Origin of the sequence: Cysteiniphilum halobium (assembly GCF_003574425.1) — a bacterium.
In the GTDB taxonomy this organism is placed as follows: domain Bacteria; phylum Pseudomonadota; class Gammaproteobacteria; order Francisellales; family Francisellaceae; genus Caedibacter; species Caedibacter halobius.
Window position 1 is genome coordinate 16,298 of record NZ_QLIU01000016.1, and the last position, 25,787, is coordinate 42,084.

At 38.2% G+C, this 25,787-nt stretch carries 24 protein-coding genes; 10 read left to right on the top strand and 14 right to left on the bottom strand.

The window, feature by feature from the left end; translation table 11 throughout:
• Positions 1-20 precede the first annotated feature (20 nt).
• From tyrA to acpP, 8 genes are all read right to left on the bottom strand, one after another.
• On the bottom strand, positions 21-878 hold the full coding sequence (tyrA, locus tag DNK85_RS04115; protein ID WP_119328305.1) for a bifunctional chorismate mutase/prephenate dehydrogenase: 858 nt from the start codon (positions 876-878) through the stop codon (positions 21-23).
• 4 nt (positions 879-882) lie between these two features.
• Complete coding sequence (gene dtd / locus DNK85_RS04120; protein WP_119328306.1) at positions 883-1,320, bottom strand: D-aminoacyl-tRNA deacylase; 438 nt, start codon at positions 1,318-1,320, stop codon at positions 883-885.
• Between the two features lie 221 nt (positions 1,321-1,541).
• Positions 1,542-2,543, bottom strand: coding sequence for a malate dehydrogenase (locus tag DNK85_RS04125; protein ID WP_119328307.1), 1,002 nt, complete (start codon positions 2,541-2,543; stop codon positions 1,542-1,544).
• 120 nt (positions 2,544-2,663) lie between these two features.
• Positions 2,664-3,257 carry a CDP-alcohol phosphatidyltransferase family protein gene (locus DNK85_RS04130; RefSeq protein WP_119328308.1) on the bottom strand — a complete coding sequence of 198 codons (594 nt, stop codon included), beginning with the start codon at positions 3,255-3,257 and terminating at the stop codon, positions 2,664-2,666.
• 2 nt (positions 3,258-3,259) lie between these two features.
• Positions 3,260-4,696, bottom strand: a complete 1,437-nt coding sequence (locus DNK85_RS04135) for a dihydrolipoyl dehydrogenase family protein (RefSeq protein WP_119328309.1) — start codon at positions 4,694-4,696, stop codon at positions 3,260-3,262.
• A gap of 2 nt (positions 4,697-4,698) precedes the next feature.
• Positions 4,699-5,418 carry a TVP38/TMEM64 family protein gene (locus DNK85_RS04140; protein WP_119328310.1) on the bottom strand — a complete coding sequence of 240 codons (720 nt, stop codon included), beginning with the start codon at positions 5,416-5,418 and terminating at the stop codon, positions 4,699-4,701.
• A 99-nt stretch (positions 5,419-5,517) separates the two neighbouring features.
• Positions 5,518-6,771: a beta-ketoacyl-ACP synthase II gene (fabF, locus tag DNK85_RS04145; protein ID WP_119328329.1), complete on the bottom strand. Its 1,254-nt coding sequence runs from the start codon at positions 6,769-6,771 to the stop codon at positions 5,518-5,520.
• 193 nt (positions 6,772-6,964) lie between these two features.
• Complete coding sequence (gene acpP / locus DNK85_RS04150; RefSeq protein WP_117003414.1) at positions 6,965-7,201, bottom strand: acyl carrier protein; 237 nt, start codon at positions 7,199-7,201, stop codon at positions 6,965-6,967.
• A 360-nt stretch (positions 7,202-7,561) separates the two neighbouring features.
• Here acpP and DNK85_RS04155 point away from each other — a divergent pair, with 360 nt between their 5' ends.
• Both DNK85_RS04155 and kdsA read left to right on the top strand, forming a co-directional pair.
• Positions 7,562-8,287, top strand: coding sequence for a response regulator transcription factor (locus tag DNK85_RS04155; RefSeq protein WP_119328311.1), 726 nt, complete (start codon positions 7,562-7,564; stop codon positions 8,285-8,287).
• Positions 8,288-8,384: 97 nt separating this feature from the next.
• A complete protein-coding gene (gene kdsA, locus DNK85_RS04160) occupies positions 8,385-9,221 on the top strand; it encodes a 3-deoxy-8-phosphooctulonate synthase (RefSeq protein ID WP_119328312.1) in 837 nt (278 codons plus the stop codon).
• A 2-nt stretch (positions 9,222-9,223) separates the two neighbouring features.
• Here kdsA and tsaE read toward each other — a convergent pair whose 3' ends face one another.
• The 4 genes from tsaE to accD all read right to left on the bottom strand — a co-directional run bounded on the left by tsaE (position 9,224) and on the right by accD (position 14,652).
• The gene (gene tsaE / locus DNK85_RS04165; RefSeq protein ID WP_119328313.1) at positions 9,224-9,658 is read right to left on the bottom strand and encodes a tRNA (adenosine(37)-N6)-threonylcarbamoyltransferase complex ATPase subunit type 1 TsaE; all 435 of its coding nucleotides are present in this window, start codon (positions 9,656-9,658) and stop codon (positions 9,224-9,226) included.
• Between the two features lie 140 nt (positions 9,659-9,798).
• Positions 9,799-12,231: a beta-propeller fold lactonase family protein gene (locus DNK85_RS04170; RefSeq protein WP_119328314.1), complete on the bottom strand. Its 2,433-nt coding sequence runs from the start codon at positions 12,229-12,231 to the stop codon at positions 9,799-9,801.
• Between the two features lie 346 nt (positions 12,232-12,577).
• Complete coding sequence (locus tag DNK85_RS04175; protein ID WP_162896517.1) at positions 12,578-13,783, bottom strand: bifunctional folylpolyglutamate synthase/dihydrofolate synthase; 1,206 nt, start codon at positions 13,781-13,783, stop codon at positions 12,578-12,580.
• Positions 13,784-13,785: 2 nt separating this feature from the next.
• On the bottom strand, positions 13,786-14,652 hold the full coding sequence (gene accD, locus DNK85_RS04180) for an acetyl-CoA carboxylase, carboxyltransferase subunit beta (RefSeq protein WP_119328316.1): 867 nt from the start codon (positions 14,650-14,652) through the stop codon (positions 13,786-13,788).
• Positions 14,653-14,791: 139 nt separating this feature from the next.
• On the opposite strand from accD, the gene DNK85_RS04185 reads away from it, so the two are divergent.
• Together DNK85_RS04185 and DNK85_RS04190 are read left to right on the top strand one after the other, a co-directional pair.
• Positions 14,792-15,811, top strand: a complete 1,020-nt coding sequence (locus tag DNK85_RS04185; RefSeq protein WP_119328317.1) for a tryptophan--tRNA ligase — start codon at positions 14,792-14,794, stop codon at positions 15,809-15,811.
• Positions 15,808-16,539: a hypothetical protein gene (locus DNK85_RS04190; RefSeq protein ID WP_119328318.1), complete on the top strand. Its 732-nt coding sequence runs from the start codon at positions 15,808-15,810 to the stop codon at positions 16,537-16,539. The genes DNK85_RS04185 and DNK85_RS04190 overlap by 4 nt, the downstream gene beginning before the upstream one ends.
• Before the next feature lie 4 nt (positions 16,540-16,543).
• Here DNK85_RS04190 and DNK85_RS04195 read toward each other — a convergent pair whose 3' ends face one another.
• The gene (locus DNK85_RS04195; protein WP_119328319.1) at positions 16,544-18,001 is read right to left on the bottom strand and encodes a MetQ/NlpA family ABC transporter substrate-binding protein; all 1,458 of its coding nucleotides are present in this window, start codon (positions 17,999-18,001) and stop codon (positions 16,544-16,546) included.
• Positions 17,979-19,031 (bottom strand): methionine ABC transporter ATP-binding protein, encoded by a 1,053-nt coding sequence (locus DNK85_RS04200; RefSeq protein ID WP_119328320.1) that lies wholly within the window; start codon positions 19,029-19,031, stop codon positions 17,979-17,981. The genes DNK85_RS04195 and DNK85_RS04200 overlap by 23 nt, the downstream gene beginning before the upstream one ends.
• A 313-nt stretch (positions 19,032-19,344) precedes the next feature.
• Here DNK85_RS04200 and DNK85_RS04205 point away from each other — a divergent pair, with 313 nt between their 5' ends.
• The 6 genes from DNK85_RS04205 to DNK85_RS04230 all read left to right on the top strand — a co-directional run bounded on the left by DNK85_RS04205 (position 19,345) and on the right by DNK85_RS04230 (position 25,618).
• Positions 19,345-19,986, top strand: a complete 642-nt coding sequence (locus DNK85_RS04205) for a LysE family translocator (RefSeq protein WP_119328321.1) — start codon at positions 19,345-19,347, stop codon at positions 19,984-19,986.
• 274 nt (positions 19,987-20,260) lie between these two features.
• Positions 20,261-20,887 carry a DedA family protein gene (locus DNK85_RS04210; RefSeq protein WP_119328322.1) on the top strand — a complete coding sequence of 209 codons (627 nt, stop codon included), beginning with the start codon at positions 20,261-20,263 and terminating at the stop codon, positions 20,885-20,887.
• A gap of 1 nt (position 20,888) precedes the next feature.
• Positions 20,889-21,197: a PilZ domain-containing protein gene (locus DNK85_RS04215; protein ID WP_119328323.1), complete on the top strand. Its 309-nt coding sequence runs from the start codon at positions 20,889-20,891 to the stop codon at positions 21,195-21,197.
• 14 nt (positions 21,198-21,211) lie between these two features.
• Positions 21,212-22,567 carry a DNA repair protein RadA gene (radA, locus tag DNK85_RS04220; RefSeq protein WP_119328324.1) on the top strand — a complete coding sequence of 452 codons (1,356 nt, stop codon included), beginning with the start codon at positions 21,212-21,214 and terminating at the stop codon, positions 22,565-22,567.
• Between the two features lie 86 nt (positions 22,568-22,653).
• A complete protein-coding gene (locus tag DNK85_RS04225) occupies positions 22,654-24,828 on the top strand; it encodes an AMP-binding protein (RefSeq protein ID WP_119328325.1) in 2,175 nt (724 codons plus the stop codon).
• Between the two features lie 187 nt (positions 24,829-25,015).
• Positions 25,016-25,618: a M15 family metallopeptidase gene (locus DNK85_RS04230; RefSeq protein ID WP_119328326.1), complete on the top strand. Its 603-nt coding sequence runs from the start codon at positions 25,016-25,018 to the stop codon at positions 25,616-25,618.
• Positions 25,619-25,787: the final 169 nt, after the last annotated feature.

The window sequence follows — 25,787 nt, forward strand, 5'->3', positions numbered from 1 at the left end:
AAAATATTAACTCCAATTGCTTATGCCAATGGCTTGATGCCAAGTAAGCGATCGCTTTCTTGATAGGCTTTATTGGCAAATTCACCCATCCAGTGTTTAACGTCATTAAATTGCTGACTAAATTCAATTTTCCCATCAGGTGATTTTAATTGCTCGACTTGCTTTAAAATTAATTGCGCATAATCATGAATACTCTTTAATCGCTCATGGTCAGAGGCGATAATATTGGCATATAAGTCGGCATCTTGGCTAAACAGACGCCCGATAATGTTAAGCTCCATTTTGTACACAGGACTTGAGATTGCCATGAGTTCTTCTAGGTGAATGTCATGTTGTTTTAAGAAAATTCCCATGCAAAATACTGAAAAATGTTCAATACCTTGGATAAATGTCATTGCTTGGTCATGTGCACTTGCGGTCATTTTTTTAAGTGTAAACCCTAAGGTGATCAGATCGTTAATAAACCATTGGTAATTTTGAGAGTCGCGCCCATCACAGTAAACAATAACTTGTTTATTGGCATTAGTGACTGTTGGCCCAAAGATTGGGTGGAGTCCAACAACAGCGCCACTATGTGCACTTAGCATTTTAGTCATTGGTGATGATTTAATACTTGTTAGATCAGCTAATATAGTTTCTGAGTCAATATAAGAAGATGCTTTCTCAATGATTTGATCAGTTAGTGCAATCGGCGTACTAATAATAACTATTTCCTGGTTTTTGAGAAGTGTGTTTGCATGTTCCCAATCTTGCTCATCAAAAAGGGTTATTTCATAATGTGTAAGTTGTGAGAGAAAAAACGCTAAACATTGCCCCATGGCACCATGGCCACCGATAATACATAGTCGACGTGTTTGTTTTTTTGTTATTTCTGTCATGGTTTTATACCTTTAACCATAATGTAATAGGTCCATCATTGGTGAGTGATACTTGCATATTGGCACCAAATTGTCCTTGTTGAATGTGCGTATATTTTTGCGTAATTCCAGCATAAAACTCATCAAATTTTTCTTTGGCAATATGTGGTGGACATGCTCCCGAAAAACTCGGACGTAAGCTGCGATCGGTATCGGCAGCCAGTGTGAATTGTGGTACAAGCAAAAGCGCACCATTGATATCAATAAGGCTTCTATTAAGCTTGCCATGATCATCTTCAAAAATGCGTTGATTTAAAAGCTTATGTGCCATCTTGTCATATTCTTTTTGCCCGTCTTTTTCTTCGATACAGATAAGTGCCATAATCCCTTGGGCAATATCGGCAATTTGAGTATTATAAACAGTAACAGATGCTTGAGTGACGCGTTGTATAAGACTTAGCATATTGCTGTATTATCAATTTCAAGTGTCACTAGCATATACCCATCACAACTCATTTTACAGAATTTTTTTGCGTTGTATTTTGCAGCTAAATTCTGCAAAACAATTTACGATGGGTATGGCGATTTTATGATGCGCTGTCATTACTCTTGTGCACTGGGAATGCAGGTTAGCACAAAGAATTGTGTTAACTAACTTCAGGATAAATGAAGCGGTTAGAAAAATTAGATTAATCCAGCTTCTTTGACGATATCGCGCTCATGACGTAATTCATCTAATGTTTTATTAAGCGCTTTTTTTCCAAAGTCATTTTGCGTAATACCTTCAATAACTTTGATTTCACCGTTTTTAACAATGCAAGGCACTGAGAAGATAAGGCCTTTATCTACGCCATATTCACCATTTGAAACTTTTGAAATTGAGACTGTTTCACCCGCTGGCGTGTCAAAAATAATGCCTCTAACACTGGTGATAACTGCATTAGCTGCGGAAGCTGCAGAAGATGCGCCACGTGCTTTAATAACAGCAGCGCCACGTTGTTGAATCATTGGTATAAATTCTTCTTCTAACCATTTGCGATCAGTAATGACATCAGTTGCCGGCTTGCCAGCAATCTCAGCATGTGCAAAATCAGGGAATTGTGTTGCTGAGTGGTTACCCCAAATTATCATTTTTTTCACTTCAGTGATATCAACACCAGCTTTGATTGCAAGCTGCTTGCGTGCACGGTTTTCATCAAGTGAAATCATTGCAAAGAAGCGATCATTAGGTACATTGTGCGCATTCATCATTGTAATTAATGCATTAGTATTACAAGGGTTACCAACGGCCAAAACGCGCACATCTTTAGCAGCATGCTTACTAATAGCTTCACCCATTGGTTTGAAAATCTTACCATTAACACCTAATAAGTCAGAACGCTCCATTCCGGCTTTGCGTGGAACTGCTCCAATCATCAATACCCAGTTCGCATCTTTAACCGCTTCATTGACATCTGCTGTACAAGTTACACTCTTTAGCAATGGAAATGCACAATCATCAAGCTCCATTTTGACACCTTGCAGTGTTGGCAATGCTTGCTCTAATTCCAATAAATTAAGATGTACATCAACATCTTTACCAAACATTTCACCCGCGGCGATTCTAAAAACAACCGCATAACCAATATTACCAGCCGCACCAGTTACGGTAACGCGTACACTTTTATTATTTGAACCATTTGACATGAATTATTTCTCCTTAATGATTTAGCCAGAAGGCCTCTTAGCATTTTACCCGCAAGATGATAACAATTTTGCCTGCTATGGAATAGGGGGCATTAGCATTATTTGTAGCATAAATTAAATTTATTTGCTCTCGTTATTTTGTTTGTAGAATTGATACACACGAACACCTGTTGTCCATAACACTAAAAGTGTGAAAATAATGCCGATGATCATGGCAAAGTGAGTACAGATAATCATTGCGATAAAAAAGATAAAAGCCTCGGCGCGCTCCATAAGGCCAGGACTATAGTAAAAGCTCTTTTCAGATTGTTTTTCGGAAAAAATTCCCACTAATAGAAAACTACTGATACAAACGAGCATTGACATCATCATCAGTAAACAAATAAGTGCTAGGTCAGGGTCACGCATGAAAAGGGCGATAACAATAAAGGACTCAACCAGCCGATCACTTAGAATATCAAGTATGGTACCAAGATTTGTGCTGTTATTTTGTATGCGAGCAACTGAGCCATCAAGAATATCTAGGTAACCTGAAATCAGTAGCAGCAAAATAGCCATGAAGTTGGCATCAGCACTTAAAAAACAAGCGCTGGCAAAGCCTGTGATTAAGGAGGCAAGCGTAATGACATTCGCAGAAAGATGACGTGCACCCATATGCATAAGCGGTTGGATAAAAACTCTTTGGAATAATGGGCGAAGGCTTGATTCAATCATCGTTAAAACCACCGCATTAAAAATCGTATAATTTTGCGTATTTTAACACTATAGAGTTTAGGTGTATAAAAACTACCTGCGACACCTTTATTGATTTCACTTAAGGTCGGATAGGGGATAATAAGACTTGCCATATGTTTAATACGTAAGTTGTTTTTTATTGCCAGTGTCCAGGGTAAAATCAGCTCACCTACATTTTCACCAACAATTGATGCACCTAAAATTTGGCCTTTTTTATTAACGGCAACTTTAATCATCCCTTCAGTTGCCAGAGCAGCTTGTGCGCGATCATTATCTTTAAAGTTTAGTGTTAAAATTTGGGCATTTTGCTCTGAAGCTTTGCTTATCGCAAGACCGGTATGTGCAATCTCTGGTGTGGTATAGACGACCCAGGGGAAATTTGAATAATCAATTTTTGCTGGTAATTTGAATAATATGTTTTGAATGACAATACTGGCATGATAACTTGCCATGTGTGTAAACTGTAATGGGCTTGCAATATCGCCAATGGCATAAATATGTTTATGATTAGTGCGTAAGCGCGCATCAACGGTGATACCACGTGGTGTATGCTTGATATTAGCTTGATCAAGGTGTAACTTTTCAATATTGGGTGTACGTCCGGTAGCGATAAGTATATGCGTTGCAGTGAGTTTGCGATGATGGTCATTATGTTGGTAGTGAATATATTTCAACCCTGCACTATCTTGACGAAAGTTGTCAATTTTAGCTTCAGTAATAATATTAATACCTAGTGCATCAAATGCTTTGATAACAACCGCTTTACAGTCTGTATCAGCAGCACTTAATATTTCACTAGTGGCTTCTAATAAAGTCACTTTAGCACCTAAAAGAGCATAGCTTTGTGCGATTTCGCAACCAATAGGTCCTCCGCCGATGATAACGAGATGTTCAGGTTTCTCAGTAAGATCAAAAATCGTCTCATTCGTTAGATAATCAATTTGTTCCAATCCAGGAATAGGCAAAATACGTGCACGTGAGCCTGTAGCAATGACAACGTATTTGGCATCAATAAGGTGCTCACCTGCTTGTATGATTTTATGATTAATAAAATGTGCATACGATGAAATAACCCTAACACCTAATGACTCAAAACGTGCAATGGAGTCGTGTGGTGCAATAGTCTCAATCACTTGATGGATATGTTGATGTATGGCTTTAAAGTCAATTGTCGTCTGGCTACTAATACCAAACTGTTGTGCTTTTTTAGTGTGTGCTACACTACGCGATGCTTCGATCAATGCTTTTGATGGCACGCACCCCGAGTTTAGGCAATCTCCCCCCATTTTGTTACCCTCGCACAATATGACGCTTGCACCCATTTGCTGAGCTGCTGCGGCAACGGAGAGCCCACCAGATCCACCACCAATAACACAAATATCACATTTTAATAGGTTTGAATATTGAGTATCCGGCATGATCACTCCTTGTGTTGTTTATCTTTTGTCTGACTTTTATTTTTGAATCTTTTGTAAATAATCGGCACTAAAGATAGTAATGCCAAAGCACAAATGGGTAATAATATTTGCGGTGAGAAAATAATTTTAAGATTAAGTGTCTGTCCTTGTTTAAGCGCAAAACCAAGTCCGCTGCCAACCCAGGCGTAGACGAAAGTGCCAGGGATAATACCAAGGAATGTGCCTGCAAAAAAATGGCGTAGGCTCACGCCTAAGACACCGGCGGCAATATTAATAATAAAAAATGGGAAAATAGGCAGAAGCCTTAAGAACAACAAGTAGTTAAATTCATTTTTTTGAAAGCCATCACGCATTTTAGCAATACTGCCAGATGCTTTGTTTTTCAGGCTTGCAGCAAATGCTGTTCGTACTGCCAAATAGGTGATCGTAGCACCAAGGGTGGCAGCAAGTACTGTCCAAATAGCACCAAAGAAAACACCAAAAAGAAATCCCCCTAGCAGGGTCATAATAGTTGCTCCAGGAATTGAAAATGCAACAATGATGATATAAGTGAGCATAAAGATAAGGACACTCAAGATATAATGCAACTGGGTGAATTCTTGCAAATTTTGATAATGCGTAGTTAATGTCTTAAGGGATAGATAATGCTCGCCACCTAAAGCAAAAAATATAATTAAACCGATGATTAAAATGATAATAGGCAACAAACGTTTTAAGGACATCTGTTATTACTTTCCATGTTAAGTGTCTAAAACATACATCAAGGGTAGCAGATAACTAATGAATTTAGTATAAGAGTTTAGTGTGTGCAGCCTTAGAGTTTAGATTTTCTTGAAAACAAGTGTGCCATTGGTGCCACCAAAACCAAACGAGTTGGACATGGCGATATCAATTTTCATTGGCTTTGCTTGATGGGCTGCATAATCCAAGTTACATCCTTCATCAACATTATCCAGGTTGATGGTCGGTGGTGCAACTTGATCACGAATTGCAAGTAGTGAGAAGATTGCTTCAATGGCACCAGCTGCTCCTAACATGTGTCCTGTCATTGATTTTGTTGAACTCATGACAATATTTTTAGCGTGATTGCCCATGAGTTTCTCAGCTGCTTGACTTTCTTTGACATCACCTGCAGGTGTTGAGGTGCCATGTGCATTGATATATTGTACTTGATCTGGGTTGATTGCCGCATCTTTAAGTGCTAGTTGCATACATTCATAACCACCTTCACCACTTGGGCTTGTAATATGGAAAGCATCAGCATTCATACCATAGCCAATGAGCTCACCATATATCTTAGCACCACGCTTTTTAGCATGTTCATATTCTTCTAAAACCACGGCAGCTGCGCCATTGGATAAGACAAAGCCATCGCGATCTTTATCCCAAGGACGTGACGCACCTTTAGGATCATGGTTGCGTTCAGATAACGCACGTGCTGCAGCAAATCCACCGATACCTATGGCAGTGTTGGCTTTATCCGCACCGCCGGCAATCATTACATCGGCATCTCCATAAGCAATCATACGCGCTGCTATCCCAATATTGTGCGCACCTGTTGTGCACGCGGTAACGATCGCGGTATTTGGACCTCTTAGATTGTGCTTTATTGAAAAATTACCAGATATTAGGTTAATAATCGTTGCTGGAATACAAAAAGGTGACATTCGCTTGGGGCCTTTCGTGTCAATAATAACACGTGTTGCTTCAAGCTCACCGAGTCCACCAATGCCTGAAGACATCGACACGCCTATACGACGACAGCTTTCATCGGTTACTGTGATGCCCGCGTCTTGCCATGCTTCTTCGGCAGCAACAAGACCATACTGCATAAATGGATCGTATTTTTTGATTTCTTTCTTATCAAAATGTTGTAAAGGATCAAAGTTTTTAATGGTCCCACCAATCGTGACCTTAAATTCAGAAATAGAAGGCCCATACGCAAGATCAAATTCAGGTAATTGATCAATCCCGCTTTGGCCTTTTAAAATTGCATCCCATGTGCTTTTGACATCATTACCAAGTGGGCTTAATGCGCCAAGACCAGTAACGACAACGCGTCTTGCTGATTTCATGATTTTACTATCCAAATATTGCATAGCTAACCCATCAATTATTATTGTATTATTTTAGTTTTAGGAACTAACTACAATAACATTTACATAAGATGTAGCTATAGTTATACACAAATAAAAAATCAGCATTAACCTCGCGACTAATGCTGATTTATCATAAATTCATCAGTTACTTTAAGGAAGCAACGAGTGATTACTTGTTGTGTGCTTCGATGTAAGTATAAACGTCTTGCACAGTCTTGATCTTTTCAGCTTCTTCGTCTGGAATCTCAGTGTCAAACTCTTCTTCTAAAGCCATCACTAGTTCAACAGTGTCAAGAGAGTCAGCGCCTAAATCATCGATAAAAGATGCTTCTGCTTTTACATCTTCAGGCTTAACACCTAACTGTTCAACGATGATAGCGTTTACTTTTTCTTGAATTGCGCTCATTTTGTTTCCTTAAGTTTTTACTTTGTACCTATTTATTGATATTTAAAAATGTCTTTAAATTTTATGGCATCTGCCAACCGAGTAGACATTGTAGTGAAATGTGCCTTATTTGCAATAAACTTACAACAAAATTCTGCTAAAACTGGCAGCTTAGCTATTTATTGAACAGAAATTTGCTTGTATAAATGACTGATTTTACAATGGGTATGTAGGGATTGATTGTTGTTTTTTATCATCAAATTTTCTCTGCGGCAAAGCACAAAAATTTTCAACCAATAAAGTGCACTGTTTGCAATTGATTCAGCATATTATCGATCTATACTTTGATTTAGGGAAATAAGATCATGGATATCAAATGCAATGTTGGATGTAAATGAAATATTGATTGTCGATGATGAACCGGTTATTTGTGCGCTGATTGAAAGTATTTTACAATCTAAGGGATACATGACCCATAGTGCGTACAATGGCAAAGCGATGCTTGAGTATTTGAGTCAAAAAAATCCTAGTTTGATTATTTTGGATTATCAATTGCCTGATTTCACTGGGCATAGCCTATGCCAGAAAGTACGTCAGCAATCGCAAGTTCCGGTTTTGATGGTAACGGCACATGATAGCCAAGCTAACTTGATACGTGGATTTGAGCTTGGAATAGATGACTTTCTGGCTAAGCCATTTGATCCTAAAGAGCTGTTATTGCGTATAGAGGCGATTTTGCGCCGTAGTTGTAGGGCACAAATGGGGTTGTCGCAATCCATACAGGAAGATCAAATAAACTATCAATTTGATCGTTGGCACTTTGTACCGTCGGCGCTGAACTTGATAGACAAAGATGATGCGAGTAAAAAGCTTAATCTAACCGAATATGAGGTGAAATTATTGAGTCTATTTTGCGCTAATTCTGAGAGGATCATCACACGTGAGCAGATTCACAAAGCTTTAGAAAGTCATGCAGATGATGCATCATTACAGGCAATCAATGTCTATGTTTATCGCTTGCGTAATAAGATTGGCAAAGATCTGATTCAATCCATCCGTTATAAAGGTTATCAATTTTTAGCAGATGTTCAGGTAATTGTATCGTAAATCATTCGTAGTCATGAAAATTATCCTATAAAAGCCCTTTCTATTTAATTTTCCGCGCATTAAACTACCTTTGATTTTAGCCAAATGGAACCATATGATGAAATTATTAGATTTTGAAGTGGGAATGGATAAGCCATTTTTTTTAATTGCAGGACCTTGTGTTATTGAATCGGAAGCTTTAGCAATGGAAACAGCAGGTTATTTAAAAGAATTAACCACTGAGTTAGGTATTTCGTTTATCTATAAATCTTCTTTTGATAAAGCCAATCGTTCATCGATTAATAGCTTTAGAGGGCCTGGAATTGACAAAGGACTTGCCATCTTGGAGAAAGTTAAAAAAGAAATTAATGTGCCCATACTAACTGATGTTCATGAAGATACGCCATTAGCTGAGGTTGCAAGTGTTGTCGATGTATTACAAACACCGGCTTTTTTGTGTCGTCAGACGAATTTTATCGTGCGAGTATGTGAGCAAGGTTTGCCAGTGAATATTAAAAAAGGTCAGTTTTTAGCGCCTTGGGATATGAAGCAGGTGATGGAGAAAGCCAAATCAACAGGAAACACCCAGGTAATGGCGTGCGAGCGTGGGGTGAGTTTTGGCTATAACAATCTGGTTTCAGATATGCGTTCATTAGCTGTTATGCGTGAAACGGGATGTCCTGTTGTGTATGATGCGACACATTCAGTGCAGTTGCCTGGTGGGCAGGGAAATGTTTCTGGTGGGCAGCGTGAGTTTGTCCCAGTACTTGCGCGCGCAGCTGTGGCTTCTGGTATCTCTGGTATATTTATGGAAACGCACCCTAATCCAGCTAAAGCTTTAAGTGATGGGCCAAATGCCTGGCCAATTCAGAAAATGAAGTTACTATTAATACAGCTTCAACAGATTGATCGCATTGTGAAGTCGCAACCATTATTGGAAAATATTGTTTTATAACATTAATCTAAGATGGTGATAATGCGACCTTTATTGGCATATTGAATATGGATTTCCTTGCTCTGACACGGTAAGAAACCTTTGCCCTTTTGTGGCCATTCAATAAGTGATATTGTATCATTGTTGAAATAATCACGAATACCAATCCACTCTAGCTCCTCAGGGTCGCTTAAACGATATAGATCAAAATGCTGAAGGGTAATGCCATTAATAGGGTAAGTTTCAACTAATGTATAAGTAGGGCTCTTCACACTTCCGGTGAAGCCTAAGCCTTGTAAAATACCTTTAGTTAAGGTTGTCTTTCCAGCACCTAAGTCACCATGCAGATAAATCACATCACCCTTATTTAAGCATTGACTTAGCAACTTACCAAACTTAAGCATTTCAAGCTCATTTTTAATTATATGCTGCTTAGCTTTACTTTGTTCTATTGTCATAGTAGTGCTTAAACGATCCAGTTATGGTCATTATTAAGTATATGGCATTATGCGTCAGCTATGTAAAAGCTGCAACAAACGCATTAATATATTTTCAGTAGCTTTTGCTATGACCATATAGCTTGGTGAAGTTTACTAGCCTAACGAAGGGCTACACCTATTAAATTTCCAAAAACAATGTCAGATACAGAGGGGGCTATTGGTTGACAATTGGAAAAGTTGCCATATTTATTGATATCACATTGGCTAATTGTATTTTGATTTGCTATAAATGCCTTTGATCCATCGGCAGTTAAAGCTATTGCAGAGGGGGCATTGATTCCGGTACCATGGGCATCGTGACAATTATAAAAGTCGCCGTTGTTCACACTACATTGGATAATGCTATTGCTAGTATAGTTTGCTATAAATGCTGTTGAGCCATCAGCAGTTAAAGCTATTGCAGAGGGATTATAGAATTTGATATCACCGGTATCTTCACAATTAGCCAATGTGCCTGCTTTAATATTTACATCACATCGACGAATTGTGCTCTGGGCAAAGCTTGCTACAAAAGCCTTTGACCCATCTGCAGTTAATGCGATTGCAGAGGGCGTATCAAATCCGCTACCAGTATTTTGACAATTGGAAAAGGTACCATTTCTCACATCACATCGGCTAACGGTATTGTTACCTGAGTTTGCTATAAATGCCTTAGACCCATCTTTAGTTAATGTTATTGCAGTGGGTTTATCAAATTCGCTACCACCGGTATTTTGACAATTAGAAAACATGCCATCTTTGCTTACATCACATTGGCTAACGGTGTTGTTACCTGAGTTTACTATAAAAGCCTTTGACCCGTCTGCTGTTAATACAAACGCTGATACCGTTGAAGAATTATTAAGCTTAGAGCCAGCAATATAAGTGCAATTGGAAAAAGTCCCTTTGTTGTTTACATCACATCGGCTAACGGTATTGTTACCTGAGTTTGCTATAAATGCCTTTGAGTCATCTGCTGTTAATACTATTCCAAAGGGTTCATAAAACCCAGCACCATTAGTATCATGACAATTCGAAAACGTGCCTGCCAATGTGTTTACATCACATTGAGTAACGGTGTTAGATCCAAAGTTTGTTATAAATGCCTTTGATTCATCTTTAGTTAATATTATTGCAGTGGGCCCATTAAATTTGCTACCACCGGCATCTTGACAATGAGAAAGTACGCCTGTGTCGCTCACATCACATCGACTAACTTTGCCGTTATCACCTTTCTTTATACCTGCATTTGCTATAAATGCCCTTAAGCCATCTGCAGTTAATGTGATTGCAGAAGGCGCATCAAATTTGATATTACCGGTATCTTGGCAATTAGAAAACATGCCGTCTTTGCTTACATCACATTGACTCACTGTGTTGTTACCTGAGTTTACTATAAAAGCCTTTGATCCACCTTTAGTTAATGTTATTCCACTAGGAAGAGATAATCCAGTAGCATGAGCATTGTGACAATTGGAGAATATGCCTGTCATTAGGTTTACATCGCAGTGTATAACTATGCCTTTATCGGTAAGATCAGTATTTATTATAAAAGCCTTTTTACCATCTGCTGTTAATGTGATTGCAGTGGGTAAACTTAATCTGGTAGCACTAGTATTTTTACACTGAGAAAATACGCCGTTGTTTACATCACATTGGATAACAGTGTTATTTCCTAAATTTGTTATAAATGCCTTAGAGCCTTTTGATGTTAGTGCTATGCTCTGAGGTGACACAAAAAGTGTTGATAATTGTGGATTTACCAAAGAGTTATTTTTATCAAGATTATAGTGAATCACTGCTCCGGCGCTTGATAAGATAAATAATCTGGGAGAAACTGTTGTACTGGTGGTTAAGGTAACACTGCTACCTTGTGCATAAGATAGTGTATAAGATAATTGAGCACTTTTTCCAATTTGCGGAGAAAAGTTTCCTTGAATCACGCAAGTGCTATTTGGCGCAAGCGTAGCATTGTCAATTTTGCATGTATTAGTGGTTTCGGTAAAATCAGATGGTGGTGGACTGATTGTGACACCAGTGGCTGAGTGATTTGGATTTGTATTTTTAAACTCAAAGGTAACGGGATATACTGCACCGGCTTGAGTAGAAGGTGGTAAGCCCTTTGCTACTTTTCCTGTGATATATGGCACAACAACATTAATTTCACTAGTGCTTATAGGTTTGTCATTAATAGAGAATGATAACTTGTGCTGACATGGAGCCTCGTCTGGTGCTTTCATAGCAATGCGGTATAACGTATTGGCAACAATGTTATGTTCATAAGTGAGTATTATAGTTTGCTTACAGTTCTTAGCACCTGAGACGCTATCTGTAATTTTTAAAGAATCTAAGTCTTTTGCATTAAAATCATTTAAATTCTTCAATTCGACTGAGCCAGAAACACTGGCATTTTCAGAAATATTTTTTGGTATATTAGCGACAAGAGTAGTGCCAGATGCTTGATTACCACTGCCACCACCGCCACATCCGCTAAATAAAGTAACCAAACATGGTAAGATAATTATAAAAAAATGTTTTTTTCGTGTATACATTTTTGTTCCCCCCTTTGTAGTTATTAAGTATAATATGAGGAAAACATAGCGTCTCCTATATAACTTTTACTTGCATTTTTATAATCATTTAATCTAGATGGATTAAATTTTACACTAAAATCATCACTTACATAAAAGGATAAATTTTCTACGATAGAAGAAAAATATGCAACTTACTGTCTAAAAGCTTATTTTTTCGTAATTTACATAAAAATGAGAAATCATCTCAAACGGTTGAAAATGTTTTAAAGGAAACTTTTAATTTAATGCACATCCAATACAGAGTCAGCTGTTAGAATATGTTTTTACCATCCAGATGAAGGTATTACTATTGTTTGACTATTTGTTAGTGAATTAGCGTTTTTACCAATTCACCAATTAGTACAAATGACCCAAAAACTATAATAAGATCGTCAGCATGAGCATATTTTGTGCTGTAACTAAATGCAGCAGCAGGAGTAGGAAAGAACATGCTATTTGTTGGAAAAAGAGTGCTTTTGTGATGGTCTGTCAATGGAGTGAAGCGCTGGTCAATCGCACTTAAATCGGGAATGAGCCAGTGATCAACAATCCCATGGCCACACTCAAGAATACTTGCTGTATCTTTATGCTGATTGGCGCTAAAAATGGCAAGCACTCGCGCTTTAGGTGTGTGTGTTAATAAGGCGTTAATCTGAGCGAAAAAATGTCCAGCAGCCTGTGGGTTATGTGCAACATCAGCAATGATTAGAGGTTGATCTTGAATTATCTGAAAGCGACCAGCAACGCGATAAGCACCTAAGTCGCTAGGCAGCTTGAGATTGTTATTTAAGCAATCCATGGCGGTTAGCGCACAATCCATACTATTCGGATGAATAAACTCATTAGCAATGTTGGTACAACGTTTAGCATAAATAACATTTGCATTAATATGATTTAAATAACCAAGCGCATTTTTAGGAAAGTTATGACCAAGAATCACTGGTTTGTTGGCTCTGGCAATATGTGCTTTTTCAAGCGCGATTTCTTCAATTGTATTACCAAGTATTTCACAATGATCTAATGCAACAGTAGTAATGATCACGATATCAGCATCAAATAGATTAGCAGGATCTAGTCTGCCACCAACACCAACCTCAAGAATTACCCAATTGGGTTTTTGTGTTTGAATATAAAGCCAGGTGGTGACAAAGCTAATAAAGTAATAATGCAGTCTAATCTTCAACTCTAAGCATAAGTTATAAATTTGTCGTAAGTAGTTTAGTAAGTTGCGATTATTAATTGACTGCTTATTATAACTAATGCGCTCATTAAAAAAGCGAATATGTGGTGAGGTATGGCAAATATGATCAATAGCATTATGTTGTAATATATGCGACAAAATAGCAACAGTTGAGCCCTTGCCATTGGTACCTGTCACCGTGATAATATGTGGCACATAGGTGATATTTAAGCGATCAAGAAAAAGCTTTAAGTCGCCGAGTGTCGCTTGCGGAAAATCTAAAGAAGTGATCTGATCAATGGTTTTGCTAATAATAGATGATAAATCAGTGGCTGACAGTTCGTTATGCACTATTAGCCTACATGTTTATGTTGCTTTGGCAGCAATAATTTATCTAATAAGTGGCTGATATCTTGGGGCAAATGATGACGATGGACAATGCGATCAATCATCCCTTTTTCAAGCAGAAACTCACTGCGCTGGAAGCCTTCAGGTAGTTTCTCACGAACAGTTTGCTCGATAACTCTGGGCCCGGCAAAACCAATCAATGCATTGGGTTCAGCAATATGGATATCACCAAGCATTGCCAAAGAGGCAGAAACACCACCGGTGGTCGGATCAGTTAATACGACGATATAAGGCAATTTGTGTGCGGCTAATTTAGCAAGAGCAGCACTTGTCTTTGCCATTTGCATTAGTGAAAATAATGACTCTTGCATGCGCGCACCACCACTGGCGGTAAAGCAGATAAGTGGCTCACTTTTCTCAATTGCAAGATCAACAGCGCGTACAAATTTCTCACCAACGACCGAGCCCATTGAACCGCCTAAGAAGCTGAAGTCAAAAATAGCAGCAACGACAGCTTTACCTTGAACTAAGCCTTCAAATACCAACAGTGCGTCATTTTCTTTGGTTTTCTTTTGTGCTGCAGATAAGCGATCCTTGTAGGATTTGGTGTCTTTGAACTTTAAAACATCTTTGGGTTTAACATCATTGAAATACTCAACCGCACTATCTTTATCAAAAAAATAGCTAGCGCGTTGACGCGCATTTAAACGCATATGATGTTCGCAGTTAGAGCAAACCAACATGTTCTCAACCAAATCGGGTAAATATAAAACGGCATTACAAGAAGGACATTTATGCCATACGCCTTCAGGTAGCTCTTTTTTTTGTGAATCTGAGCGTAATTGTGGAATAATTTTCGTTAGCCAACTCATGGTGTGGTTTATTACCTTGGTGCTTACACATAACGCATTATTCTATACTACAGTTATGCGAATTTACCAGTGTTTCTTTAGCTTGTGCATCGTTTTCTGTTACACTAGTGCCTCATTTTAGTGTTTAGTTATAGAAAATATGAATAAAGTAAATAATCAATCAAAAAAGATCGTTTTAACAGGTATTACGCCATCGGGAACACCTCACATTGGTAATTATATCGGAGCGATTAAACCAGCCCTTAAGATGGCAAAAAATTCTGATTTGAATGCCTACTTTTTTATTGCTGATTATCATTCACTGATTAAATTATGGGATAGTAAATTAAGACAGCAATATATCTATGAAATAGCAGCTACATGGCTAGCTTTGGGATTAGACCCTGAACAGGTGATGTTTTATCGTCAGTCAGATATTCCTGAGATTATGGAGCTTAATTGGATATTAACTTCAGTGACTGCCAAGGGGTTATTGAATCGTGCGCATGCTTATAAGGCAGCAGTAGATGCTAATATTGCTGAAGGAGAAAAAGATGAAGAAGCCGGTATCACCATGGGGCTTTTTAATTATCCGATGTTAATGGCAGCAGATATTATTATGTTTAATGCTGATTTTGTACCCGTAGGTAAAGATCAGATTCAGCATATTGAAATTGCGCGTGATATTGCTAATCGCTTGAACCATATCTATAAATGCAATTTGCTGAAAGTGCCCAAGGCAATGGTTGATAAGGAAACACAAACGATTCCAGGTTTGGATGGGCGTAAGATGTCCAAAAGTTATAACAACACGATTCAACTTTTTGCTCCAAGCAAGCAATTAAGAAAACAAGTAATGAAGATTGTGACTAATTCGCAATTGCCTGAAGAGCCTAAAGACACGACAGAGTGTACGGTGTTTGCACTATACAAGCATTTTGCAAATGAATCTGAAGTGGTGGCATTGGCTAAACGCTACCAGCAAGGTATTGGTTGGGGCGAGGCCAAGCAAACATTGTTCGAGAAAATGGATGAAGTGTTAACCCCCATGCGTGAGAAATATGAGTATTTATTGGCAAATAAGCATATTATTGACGAGCATTTAGCACATGGTGCTGACAAAGCGCGTGTTAAAGCAAGACAATTATTGAATCAACTGAAGCAACAAATTGGTATATGATGAAGCATATGCATTGTCTTATTGCAAACTTTGGCGATGATAGTGTAGCACTCATTCAACATGTATATGAGATTGGCTTGGAAGAGGTGATTGTCTTATCGGTTGATACCGGTTGGCAGGCAAGTGCTTGGCAAGCACGCATTGATAGTGCAAGATCATGGATTAAAACACTAGGATTTCAGTCTGTGCACTTGAAATCTGAACATGATTTTAGTGCGCTTGTTAAGGCACGCAAGCAATTTCCATCGCAACAATTTCACTGGTGCGCGGGCTTTCTAAAGGGGATGGCGATTTTAAACTGGCTTGAGGAACATGATGAGGATCTTGACGCTGTTGTTTTGTTGGCAAATCGTCGCCCAATGAGTAAAGCACAAACTGATTTGCCTGATAGTATCCCAGAGTCTGAACGCTATGATGATCGAGAAGTGCTTTATTTATTAGCAGATTGTGATGAGATTAAGCGTAATCATTTGATTGCTAAGACACCTTTTAAAATACCGTTAAATCATCGATCACTTGAGTGTCAGCCATGCATCCATTTAACCAAAAGAGATATGCTCACTTTGTCAGAAAATGATATCCAACGCACGGTTGATCTTGAGCATGAGATTGGACAGACGATGTTTGATAAAAACTTTATTGAATACCTAAAGACTCTAGAAAAAAACACGAACTATTATGATGAGTTTGCCAAAACCTGCAGTTGGGATTATGGCTGTGGGTTATAGGTGTTTACCACGCAGGGATCGCTGCATCATCAGGGTAAAGCTTCTTAGCAAGTTTTGCTACCTGTGGTGATTGGTATGCTTTAACAAACTTTAGTAATAGTGGATTATTTTTGTCACTATCTCGAACAACAATAATATTGGCAAAAGGAGAGTCTTTTGGTTCAACAAATAATGCTTGTTTTAAGGTCAGATGCGCTTTAGGTAAGAAATCATTGTTAATTACTGCAAGGGTGACACTACCCAGATTATTAGGAATCTGATCAGCTTGCAGTGGGATAATTTGTAGTTTAAGTGGATTGTCAATGACATCATTTAATGTTGCTTTCCAAGTGACACCCTGTTTTAGTTTAATAAGACCTGCATCCGCTAAAATCATCAAAGCACGCCCGCGATTGGTTGGGTCATTTGGAATTGCAACCTTGGCACCAACAGGGGTTTCGTTAAGAGACTTGATTTTAGTTGAGAAAACACCCATAGGGTAAATAAAGGTTTTACCTATTTCCATGATTTTATAGCCAAACTCTTTGATTTGGTTTTCTAAAAATGGAATATGTTGGAAAACATTGGCATCGATGTCGCCATTGTTTAGCGCACGATTTGGTAGGTTATAATCACCAAAGGATACTAACTTAACATTCAGTCCATATTTTTCTTTGGCAACTTCTTTTGCCATTTGCATAATTTTCTGCTGTTCAGGCGATTGGGTATATCCAACGGTAATCATATTGGTATTTTGACTCGCTTCATAGGCATTGTAGGTCACTTGTGCCACGGAGCCTGCAACTAAAATAACCACCAATGCCCAAATGCTGGTGATCTTTTTACTGCCACTTAAATATTTACCATATGACTGGCATAGTTGTACCAATATAATTAATAGCACAACGCCACCATAAAGTAGGAAGTAGTTACCATTGTTATAGCCTTGAAAGTAGGTCAAATCGCCCAAACCACCACCACCAACAATACCTGCCATTGCTGAATAGCCAATAAGTCCTATTGTGGTTAAGGTCGCAGCATCCACTAATAATGTTTTGGCTTCAGGTAACAATACTTTAAAGATAATCTGCAACTTTGTCGCACCCATGGCATTGGCTGCTTCAATTAAGCCTTTATCAACTTCTGAGATTGCTGATTCAGCAAGACGTGCGTAAAAAGGTAAAGCAGCAATGGCAAGTGGCACGATTGACGCAGTTGTGCCGATGGTTGTGCCTACGAGAATTTTAGTCAGTGGATACAGTAAAATCAGCAAGATAATATAGGGAATGGATCGTGTGACATTGACAATAAAGCCGACGATCTGATTAAAAAGGCGTATGCCAAGGTTCTTTTGGTTATGAGATAGATGTAATAACACCCCTAAGATCAATCCACCAATTACCGCAATAACTGTTGCAATAAATACCATGTAAATTGTTTGCCATGTGGCAAGGGCTAGATTAGAAAGCATCGATTGCAGCATAACCGATCACCTCAATTTTGATTTGTTGTTGATGTAAGAAGCTCAATGCTTTTTCCCAATATTCCTTCTCGCCGAGCATGTGACAGATGGTCACACCTACTGATTGCGACTGAATGCGTTCGATATTCGCTTGGATAATATTACAAGCGATTTTGAATTTACTATTAAGCTCAGCAATAACAGGTGTGGTAATACTATCACCTAAAAAAGTCATTTTGATGACTGGTGTCAGATCAAGCGCAGCATAAGGGTCTTTATGCAATTTATCTTTGATTTCATCTGGCAAATTTAAGTGCATACTTTTTTCAGTAAAGCTCTTGGCAATGGCGGTTTTTGGATTTAAAAATAACTCAGTAACTGTGCCTGTTTCTTGAATTGAACCATCGTCGATAATCGCTACCTGATCACAAATTTTACGAATAACATCCATCTCATGGGTGATGAGAATAATTGTTAAATTGAGCTTGTGATTAAGCTCTTTTAATAACTGCAATATCTGGTCAGTAGTTTCAGGATCAAGCGCTGAGGTTGCCTCATCACATAGTAAAGCCACAGGGTCACAAGCCAAGGCGCGCGCAATAGCTACACGCTGCTTTTGTCCGCCACTTAATTCATCAGGATAGGCTTGTGCTTTTTGCTCTAATCCGACAAGGTTTAATAGCTCATTGACTTTAGCGTGGATTTTGGCTTTGCTGACATGTTGCAACTCCAGAGGGAAAGCAATGTTGTCAAAAACCGTACGCGATGATAATAAATTGAAATGCTGGAAAATCATGCCAATTTTCTGGCGTGCCTTTCTTAACTTATCTTGAGAGAGTTTGGTAATATCTTCATCATTAATGAAAATATGTCCTTCTGTTGGTTGTTCCAGTAAATTAATGCAGCGAATAAGTGTGCTTTTACCAGCGCCACTTTTGCCGATGATGCCAAAGATTTCGCCATCTTTAATTGAAAGATTGACGTTCTTTAGGGCAATATGGCGAGCATACTTTGATAGATACTCTTTTTTGAGGTTCTGAATCTCAATCATGTTGTTGTTTCCACTCCTAGTGCAATAGTGCATTGGCGCATCAGAAAAAATATATTAACAATATTCGGTGTCTTTCGTAAATCACTTTGCTTAGGTTAATTGATATCATTAAAAAAATTGTCCATCTACTTTGTCTGTATAATTAACAATCTGAATTCATCATAATCCTGAGCTTTTTTGGGAGAATATTTTATCGTATCTCCATTGCAGAATGATTTACGAGCGGCATAGTCTAAAAAACAATTCTTTGATTTGCTTTTGTGGCTTATATGATAGAATTTTTGCTCTATTTCCTATCAAAATGAGTTATTAGATGTTAGTTGCAGCGTTATTAAGTTTACTGTTGTTACAATTATTAGGGTTGATGTTACCTGGTCCTGATTTCTTTATGGTGCTTAGATCATCTATTCGTTATGGGCGTAACCCCGCCGTACTTGTTGCACTGGGTATTGCTACGGGTGTTTTATTTTATGCTACACTCGTCGTGCTTTTACTGGATTATCTGAGTGATAACTTTCTGATTATAGTGCATTGGATTGCCTTATTTGGCGGATGCTATTTGTTATATATTGCCTATAATTGTTTTAAGGCCTCCAGAGGTAAACACGCGTTAGAAGCAAACGCGCGTGAAGTCATTAAAATATCAAAACGCCATTTGTGGCTAACTGGTTTTTTGTGTAATTTATCTAATCCCAAAGTAATTGTATTCTTCGTAAGTTTATTGCCATTTTTTGTTTTAAAATCCTCGGCTGTTTGGTACCACTTAAGTATTCTTATTGTCATGTTTTTAAGTACTTGGATTTGGTTTAGTTTTGTCGCTTATGTGATGGGCTCTCAACGCGTAAGAAATGTATTTGTTAGGCAAATGCCAAAGCTTGAAATTATTTTTTCGGTGATTCTAACAATTTTCGCCTTATTGCTTATTTATTCATTTGTGGAGTCAGTGATTTTGTAGTAGTGATATACAATAAGTAAAATATATATTCATATTAATTACGTTATTTAGCTGTTTCGCTTTGGCATATATGGCATGGATACGTTAGAATTTATGTGTATTGAGAAACAAGTTTGGACTAAGTACTGAAATTACGTGCCTTTACCTGTCTGTCCTGCACCACAAGCGTGGCATCACTATGCTCACGAAAGGGTGGATATGCAGAAACGAAGTAGTTTTTATGAAAAGTTTTAATGTACGTAACTTCAGTAAGTAAAAGATAAATGGGGTTTGCATGTCACCAGAACATATTGCACTAATTCAACAATGGGGCTATTGGCTTATGTTTGGTGCAGCAATTATTGAAGGTGAAACTTTTTTAGTATTAGGTGGTGTGGCTGCTTCCTCTGGTATGCTTGATCTGGGGTGGATTATTATCTTATCAGTGATTGGCTGTTTGGTTCATGATTGTTTTTTATTTTATTTAGGGCGCTATGTGGGACCTAAGATGTTAAAGCGTAAGCCAAACTGGCAACCAAAGGTCGATCGTATTAGCTTGATGATTGATAAATATAACTTCTGGCTAATTTTGTGCTTTCGCTTTGCCTATGGCTTAAGAACGATTATTCCTTTTGCATTAGGCATGAGTAAGATTAGTAATATCAAATTTATGATTTGTGATACGATTGGTGCAATTGTATGGGTGTTGGTATTTTTATTAGGGGGATATTATTTTGGTAATGCGCTTGAGATTATATTGCACAAACTATCCCTTACACATTTAGTTAAAGAATATTGGCATATTTCAATGGTTATCTTATTCTTAGTCATATTCACAATCAGTTTTTTATTGGTAAGATTCATAAAGAGGCGTGCGCGTAAGAAGCAAAAAAAGCGATTAAAATTAGATATGGAAACATAATATGGAAGTAATTGAAATTACCCTGACATCAAAACAAGCAGCATTGGAAAGCTATTTACCTTTTGTTAAACAAGGTGCGTTGACCCTTTACCATAGCGATGAACTGAACTTTGGTCAGGAGGCTGAACTTTTGGTGCGCTTACCTGAGCTAAAACAAGAGCTAAACTGTAAATCAAAAGTTATCTGGATTTCCGCTGATGACTATCAAAATGAGAAAAAATATGGCTTTCAGCTATTAGGAGACGAGGGCTTTGAAATCAACCAGATACTGGAGAATTATTTAGTTGGTTTGATCAAGCATGATGAATAAATAAAGGTGCGTGCATGGCGAAGCTAAAATCAAATTATGTATGTCAATCTTGTGGTGCGATATCAACTAAGTGGCAAGGGCAATGTCCTGATTGCTTAGAATGGAATACACTAGTTGAAACTCAGATACGTGCGGTTAAATCAACAACAGGTAAAGTAGGATACGCTGCTACTGAGGCAAAAGTGCAAAAGCTCAATGAAGTGGCTTTAGCGGATTATCCACGTATTCATAGTTCATTTACGGAATTTGATCGCGTAATGGGTGGCGGTATCGTGCCGGGTTCAGTGACCTTAATTGGAGGTGATCCAGGGATTGGAAAGTCTTCGATTTTATTACAAATTATGACGGTGTTATCACAAGACCACAGTGCACTTTATATCACCGGTGAAGAGTCACTAGAGCAAGTTGCATTACGCGCACAACGTATGCAATTACCTAATGATAAATTACTGTTGATGAGCGAAACCAATGTTGAAGTGATTTGTCAGTATATCCAGACACATCGTCCGCAATTAGTCGTTGTTGACTCAATTCAAACCATGCAGATTGAAGTCTTACAATCAGCAGCAGGGGGTGTGGCGCAAGTGCGTGAATCAGCAAGTTTGTTAACACAAACGGCTAAACACCTTAATTGCGCAGTTTTTCTAGTTGGACATGTGACTAAATCAGGTGAGGTTGCCGGCCCCAGAGTGCTTGAGCACATCGTTGATAGCGTGATTTTTATCGAAGGGCAAACCGATGGACGCTATCGTATGGTCAGAGCAATGAAAAATCGCTTTGGTGCAGTAAATGAGCTGGGTGTTTTTGCGATGACTGATAAAGGGATGCGTGAGGTTAGAAATCCATCGGCAATCTTTCTTAATCGTGCTGAGGATGATATATCAGGTAGCGTTATTATCTCGATATGGGAGGGTTCACGTCCAATACTTGTCGAAGTTCAGGCATTGGTTAGCGAAAATGGTTATGCCCAGCCAAAACGCTTGGCATTAGGACTTGATCCCAATCGTTTGGCAATGTTATTGGCGATTATACAGCGTCATTTAAGCGTGCAATTAAGTGATCATGATGTATTTATTAACATTGTTGGCGGCATTAAGGTAAATGAGACAAGTATTGATTTGGCTATTATTGCGGTGATCCTCTCAAGCTTATATAATCGCCCAATTCCTAAAGATTGGATTATCTTAGGTGAAGTAGGTCTTTCAGGTGAAATACGTGCGATTCCCTATGGGCAAGAGCGTTTAAGTGAGGCGCAAAAACATGGCTTTAAACAAGCAATTGTGCCACAAGGCAATATGCCAAAGAAGGATATGGGTATTCAAGTTCAAGCGATTAAAAAGCTTGATGAGTTGAAGACAATTTTGTTATAAATGTCTATTAGACTTTTTAAAGCATTTTTTTTACTATACTGTTTTCTGCATATAAATGGAAAATCGCCAATGATGAGGTGGTGTAGATGTTAGTAGTGCTAAGTATAATCGCTTTAATTATTATAGTTGTGTTGGGTTCGTTATATGTTTGGCCAAATAAAACTTTGATTGCCGTTATGCAGTTAAAAGAGCGCCAGCGCTATATGTGTAACTTTTACCATGTTAACTATGTGCCAAATTTTAAGCCTGCAGTGGTCATTAGTAATAATGTTAATTTGTTTTTAGCTGTTTTATTGCAGCGAATTGCGCGTCAAACAGTGACAGTGGTGATGGAGTGCCAAAATCCGCCGTCAAAGTTGGTAGATTACTTGCTCAAAAGAACGGGTGTTATAATTATTTCACAATCATTTTTGGCATCGTGGAATAAAGAAGGAGTGCTGCTTGCACCTCAAGAGCTTTATACGGATGTGGTAAAGCTTAACAATGAAATTATCCCCATGCAGGTTTGTGGTTTTGAGTGTATTAAATATACGCGTGGGCGCAATGTGCCACAGTGGCTACACTTGAGCTTTTTCGAGCCAATTGGTATTGCCTTGACTAAAAAGGAGCTATCGGACCTCTTGGCAGAGAAGAATATCTATGCCTGGGAGCGTTATATCTCGCTTATGCCATCAATTCCAGAGGTTTGGATTAAACAAGCTAAAGCACGAAAAGGTAAAAAAGTTATCGCTGATTCCACAGGTGTTGAGTTAAGCTCTGAGCGCTTACTTGTTGCAACCCTTGCACTATCGAAATTACTTGAACCAATTTTACGTGGACAGGAGCGTGTTGGTATTTGTTTGCCACCTAGTGTTGGAGGGGCGATGGCACTTATGAGTGGCTTTGTGCTGGGGAAAACACTAGTGAATTTAAACTATACTGCATCTAAATCAGCTCTTGATGCTGCAATTTCGGAGTCCAATATTAAAACGATTATTACCTCAGGGCGTTTTATTGAGCAATTGAAGAAAAAAGGATTTTTCTTAGAGGAAGTATTTAGTAATTCAAAGATTATTCTTTTAGAGGATATGCGTCAGCAACTGGATAAGTTTACTTTATTAAAAACTTTATTGCATGTGAAGCTATCCTCGGCTGAGCAATTGATTAATCACTATGTCACACGCGTTGCAACAGACCATACCGCAGCGATTTTGTTTAGCAGTGGTAGTGAAGGTAAGCCAAAAGGTGTCGTGTTAAGTCACAAAAACATTCTAGGCAATGTCAAGCAATCAATGATTATCTTGGGTGCTAAATCAGATGATTCTATCTTAAGTATTTTGCCGATTTTTCATGCTTTTGGCTTAACGGCAACGACGATTTTGCCTTTGCTTGAGGGTGTGTTTATGGTCTGTCACCCAGATCCTACAGATGCGGCGATGTTGGGTGAGTTAGCGGATAAATATAAACCAACGATTTTATGTGGAACATCAACATTCTTTAGGATTTATTCCAAAGCACGTCAACTGACAGCCAAGCAATTCTCATCATTAAATTTCGTTGTTGCAGGCGCTGAAAAATTGCTTCCTGAAGTCAGAGCAATGTTTGAGAAGAAGTTTGACAAGATTATTTACGAAGGCTATGGTACAACTGAGCTTAGTCCCGTGGCAAGTGTCAACCAGCCTAATGAGGGAGATAAAATTAATAATAAGATTGGTACCGTTGGTAGCTCGGTGCCTGGTGGACGTTTTATGATCATTGATCCTGAGTCTAAAGAGGAGTTGCCGACTGGTGAGGCTGGGATGATTACCTTTGGTGGGGTTAATGTCATGGAGGGTTACTTACATAATCCACAGAAAACGGCGGAAGTTATCTTTAAGCGTCATCGCATTCGTTGGTATCAAACAGGTGACAAAGGGATGCTTGATGAAGATGGTTATTTAACGATTCTGGATCGCTATTCACGTTTTGCAAAATTAGCTGGCGAAATGGTGAGTTTATCTGCGGTTGAAGAAGAGATTATGGCATTGTTAGGCGAAGATAACGAAGAAAATGAAATATTAGCTGTGGCAACGCCTGATCAGAAAAAAGGGGAATGTATATCACTTTTATATACAATGGCAATGGAGGTTGATGATATTAAGCAGCAAGTGAATAGTTCTAAAATAAATAATTTATTGAAGCCACAAAACTATTTTAAAGTTGATGCAATTCCAAAATTAGGATCAGGAAAAACCGATTTTAGTGCAGCAAAACACAAAGTGTTGGAGCTATTAGAGCAGTAATTATAGAAAGTTTCCAGTCTAACAACTAAGTAGTGGTTCAACACGTATCTTATAGATTAGGTTGATGTTTATTGAGTGCTTAATAATTAATTGTTCTTAAAAACTTTACGCACGGTTTGACGCATGGGTTGGTATGGGGATAAAATCAAATTAAGTGACCTACTTTACAATATCTGGTGTTTACCCTATGCATAGTGAATTTATTGAATTAACCGAAGATGATAAGATTAGCTATGACATCAAATATAGTTATGAGGATAATATCATAGGAAGGCGCATAGCAGGTTATTATGCGAATAAGTGCCTAATGACGAAGGTCTGTTACAATGCACTGCAACAAGTCGCTAAGCGTGTTGCTAGGTACGAGCTTAATCTGTTGATTTGGGATGCATACCGTCCTTTAAAAGCAGTTGAAGATTTTTGGCAGTGGTCTGAAGATACTCATGATAATCATACACAATGTCAATATTACCCTAGATTAAGCAAAGCGGATTTGTTTGAGCAGGGATACTTTAATAAAACCTCAAGTCATTGTAGTGGTAGCACCGTTGATTTAACATTAATTGATCGACAAGGTCGGTTACTTGATATGGGGACAATCTTTGATTATATGGATCCCTTATCTCACCCTGGTAATCAAGACGTTTCAGCAAAAGTAATTGCTCATAGAACATTGCTGCGTCAAGAAATGCTAAACGCTGGATTTGCGCCAGTAGCTACGGAATGGTGGCATTTTCAACTGATCGATGAACCTTTTGCTAACCAAATGTTTGATTTCGATATTGTATAGTGATTCCAGTATATAACCGATTAACTGCGACCTTGATGACCTCTTGTTAATATAGGTTAAAGATGTATGGGTATTTATTAGAATGACTATATAATTTAATGTAGCGTAATCATTTAATAAATTAACGCCATGTTCAACTTTTTTAAGTGGTAGATATTGCATAGCATAA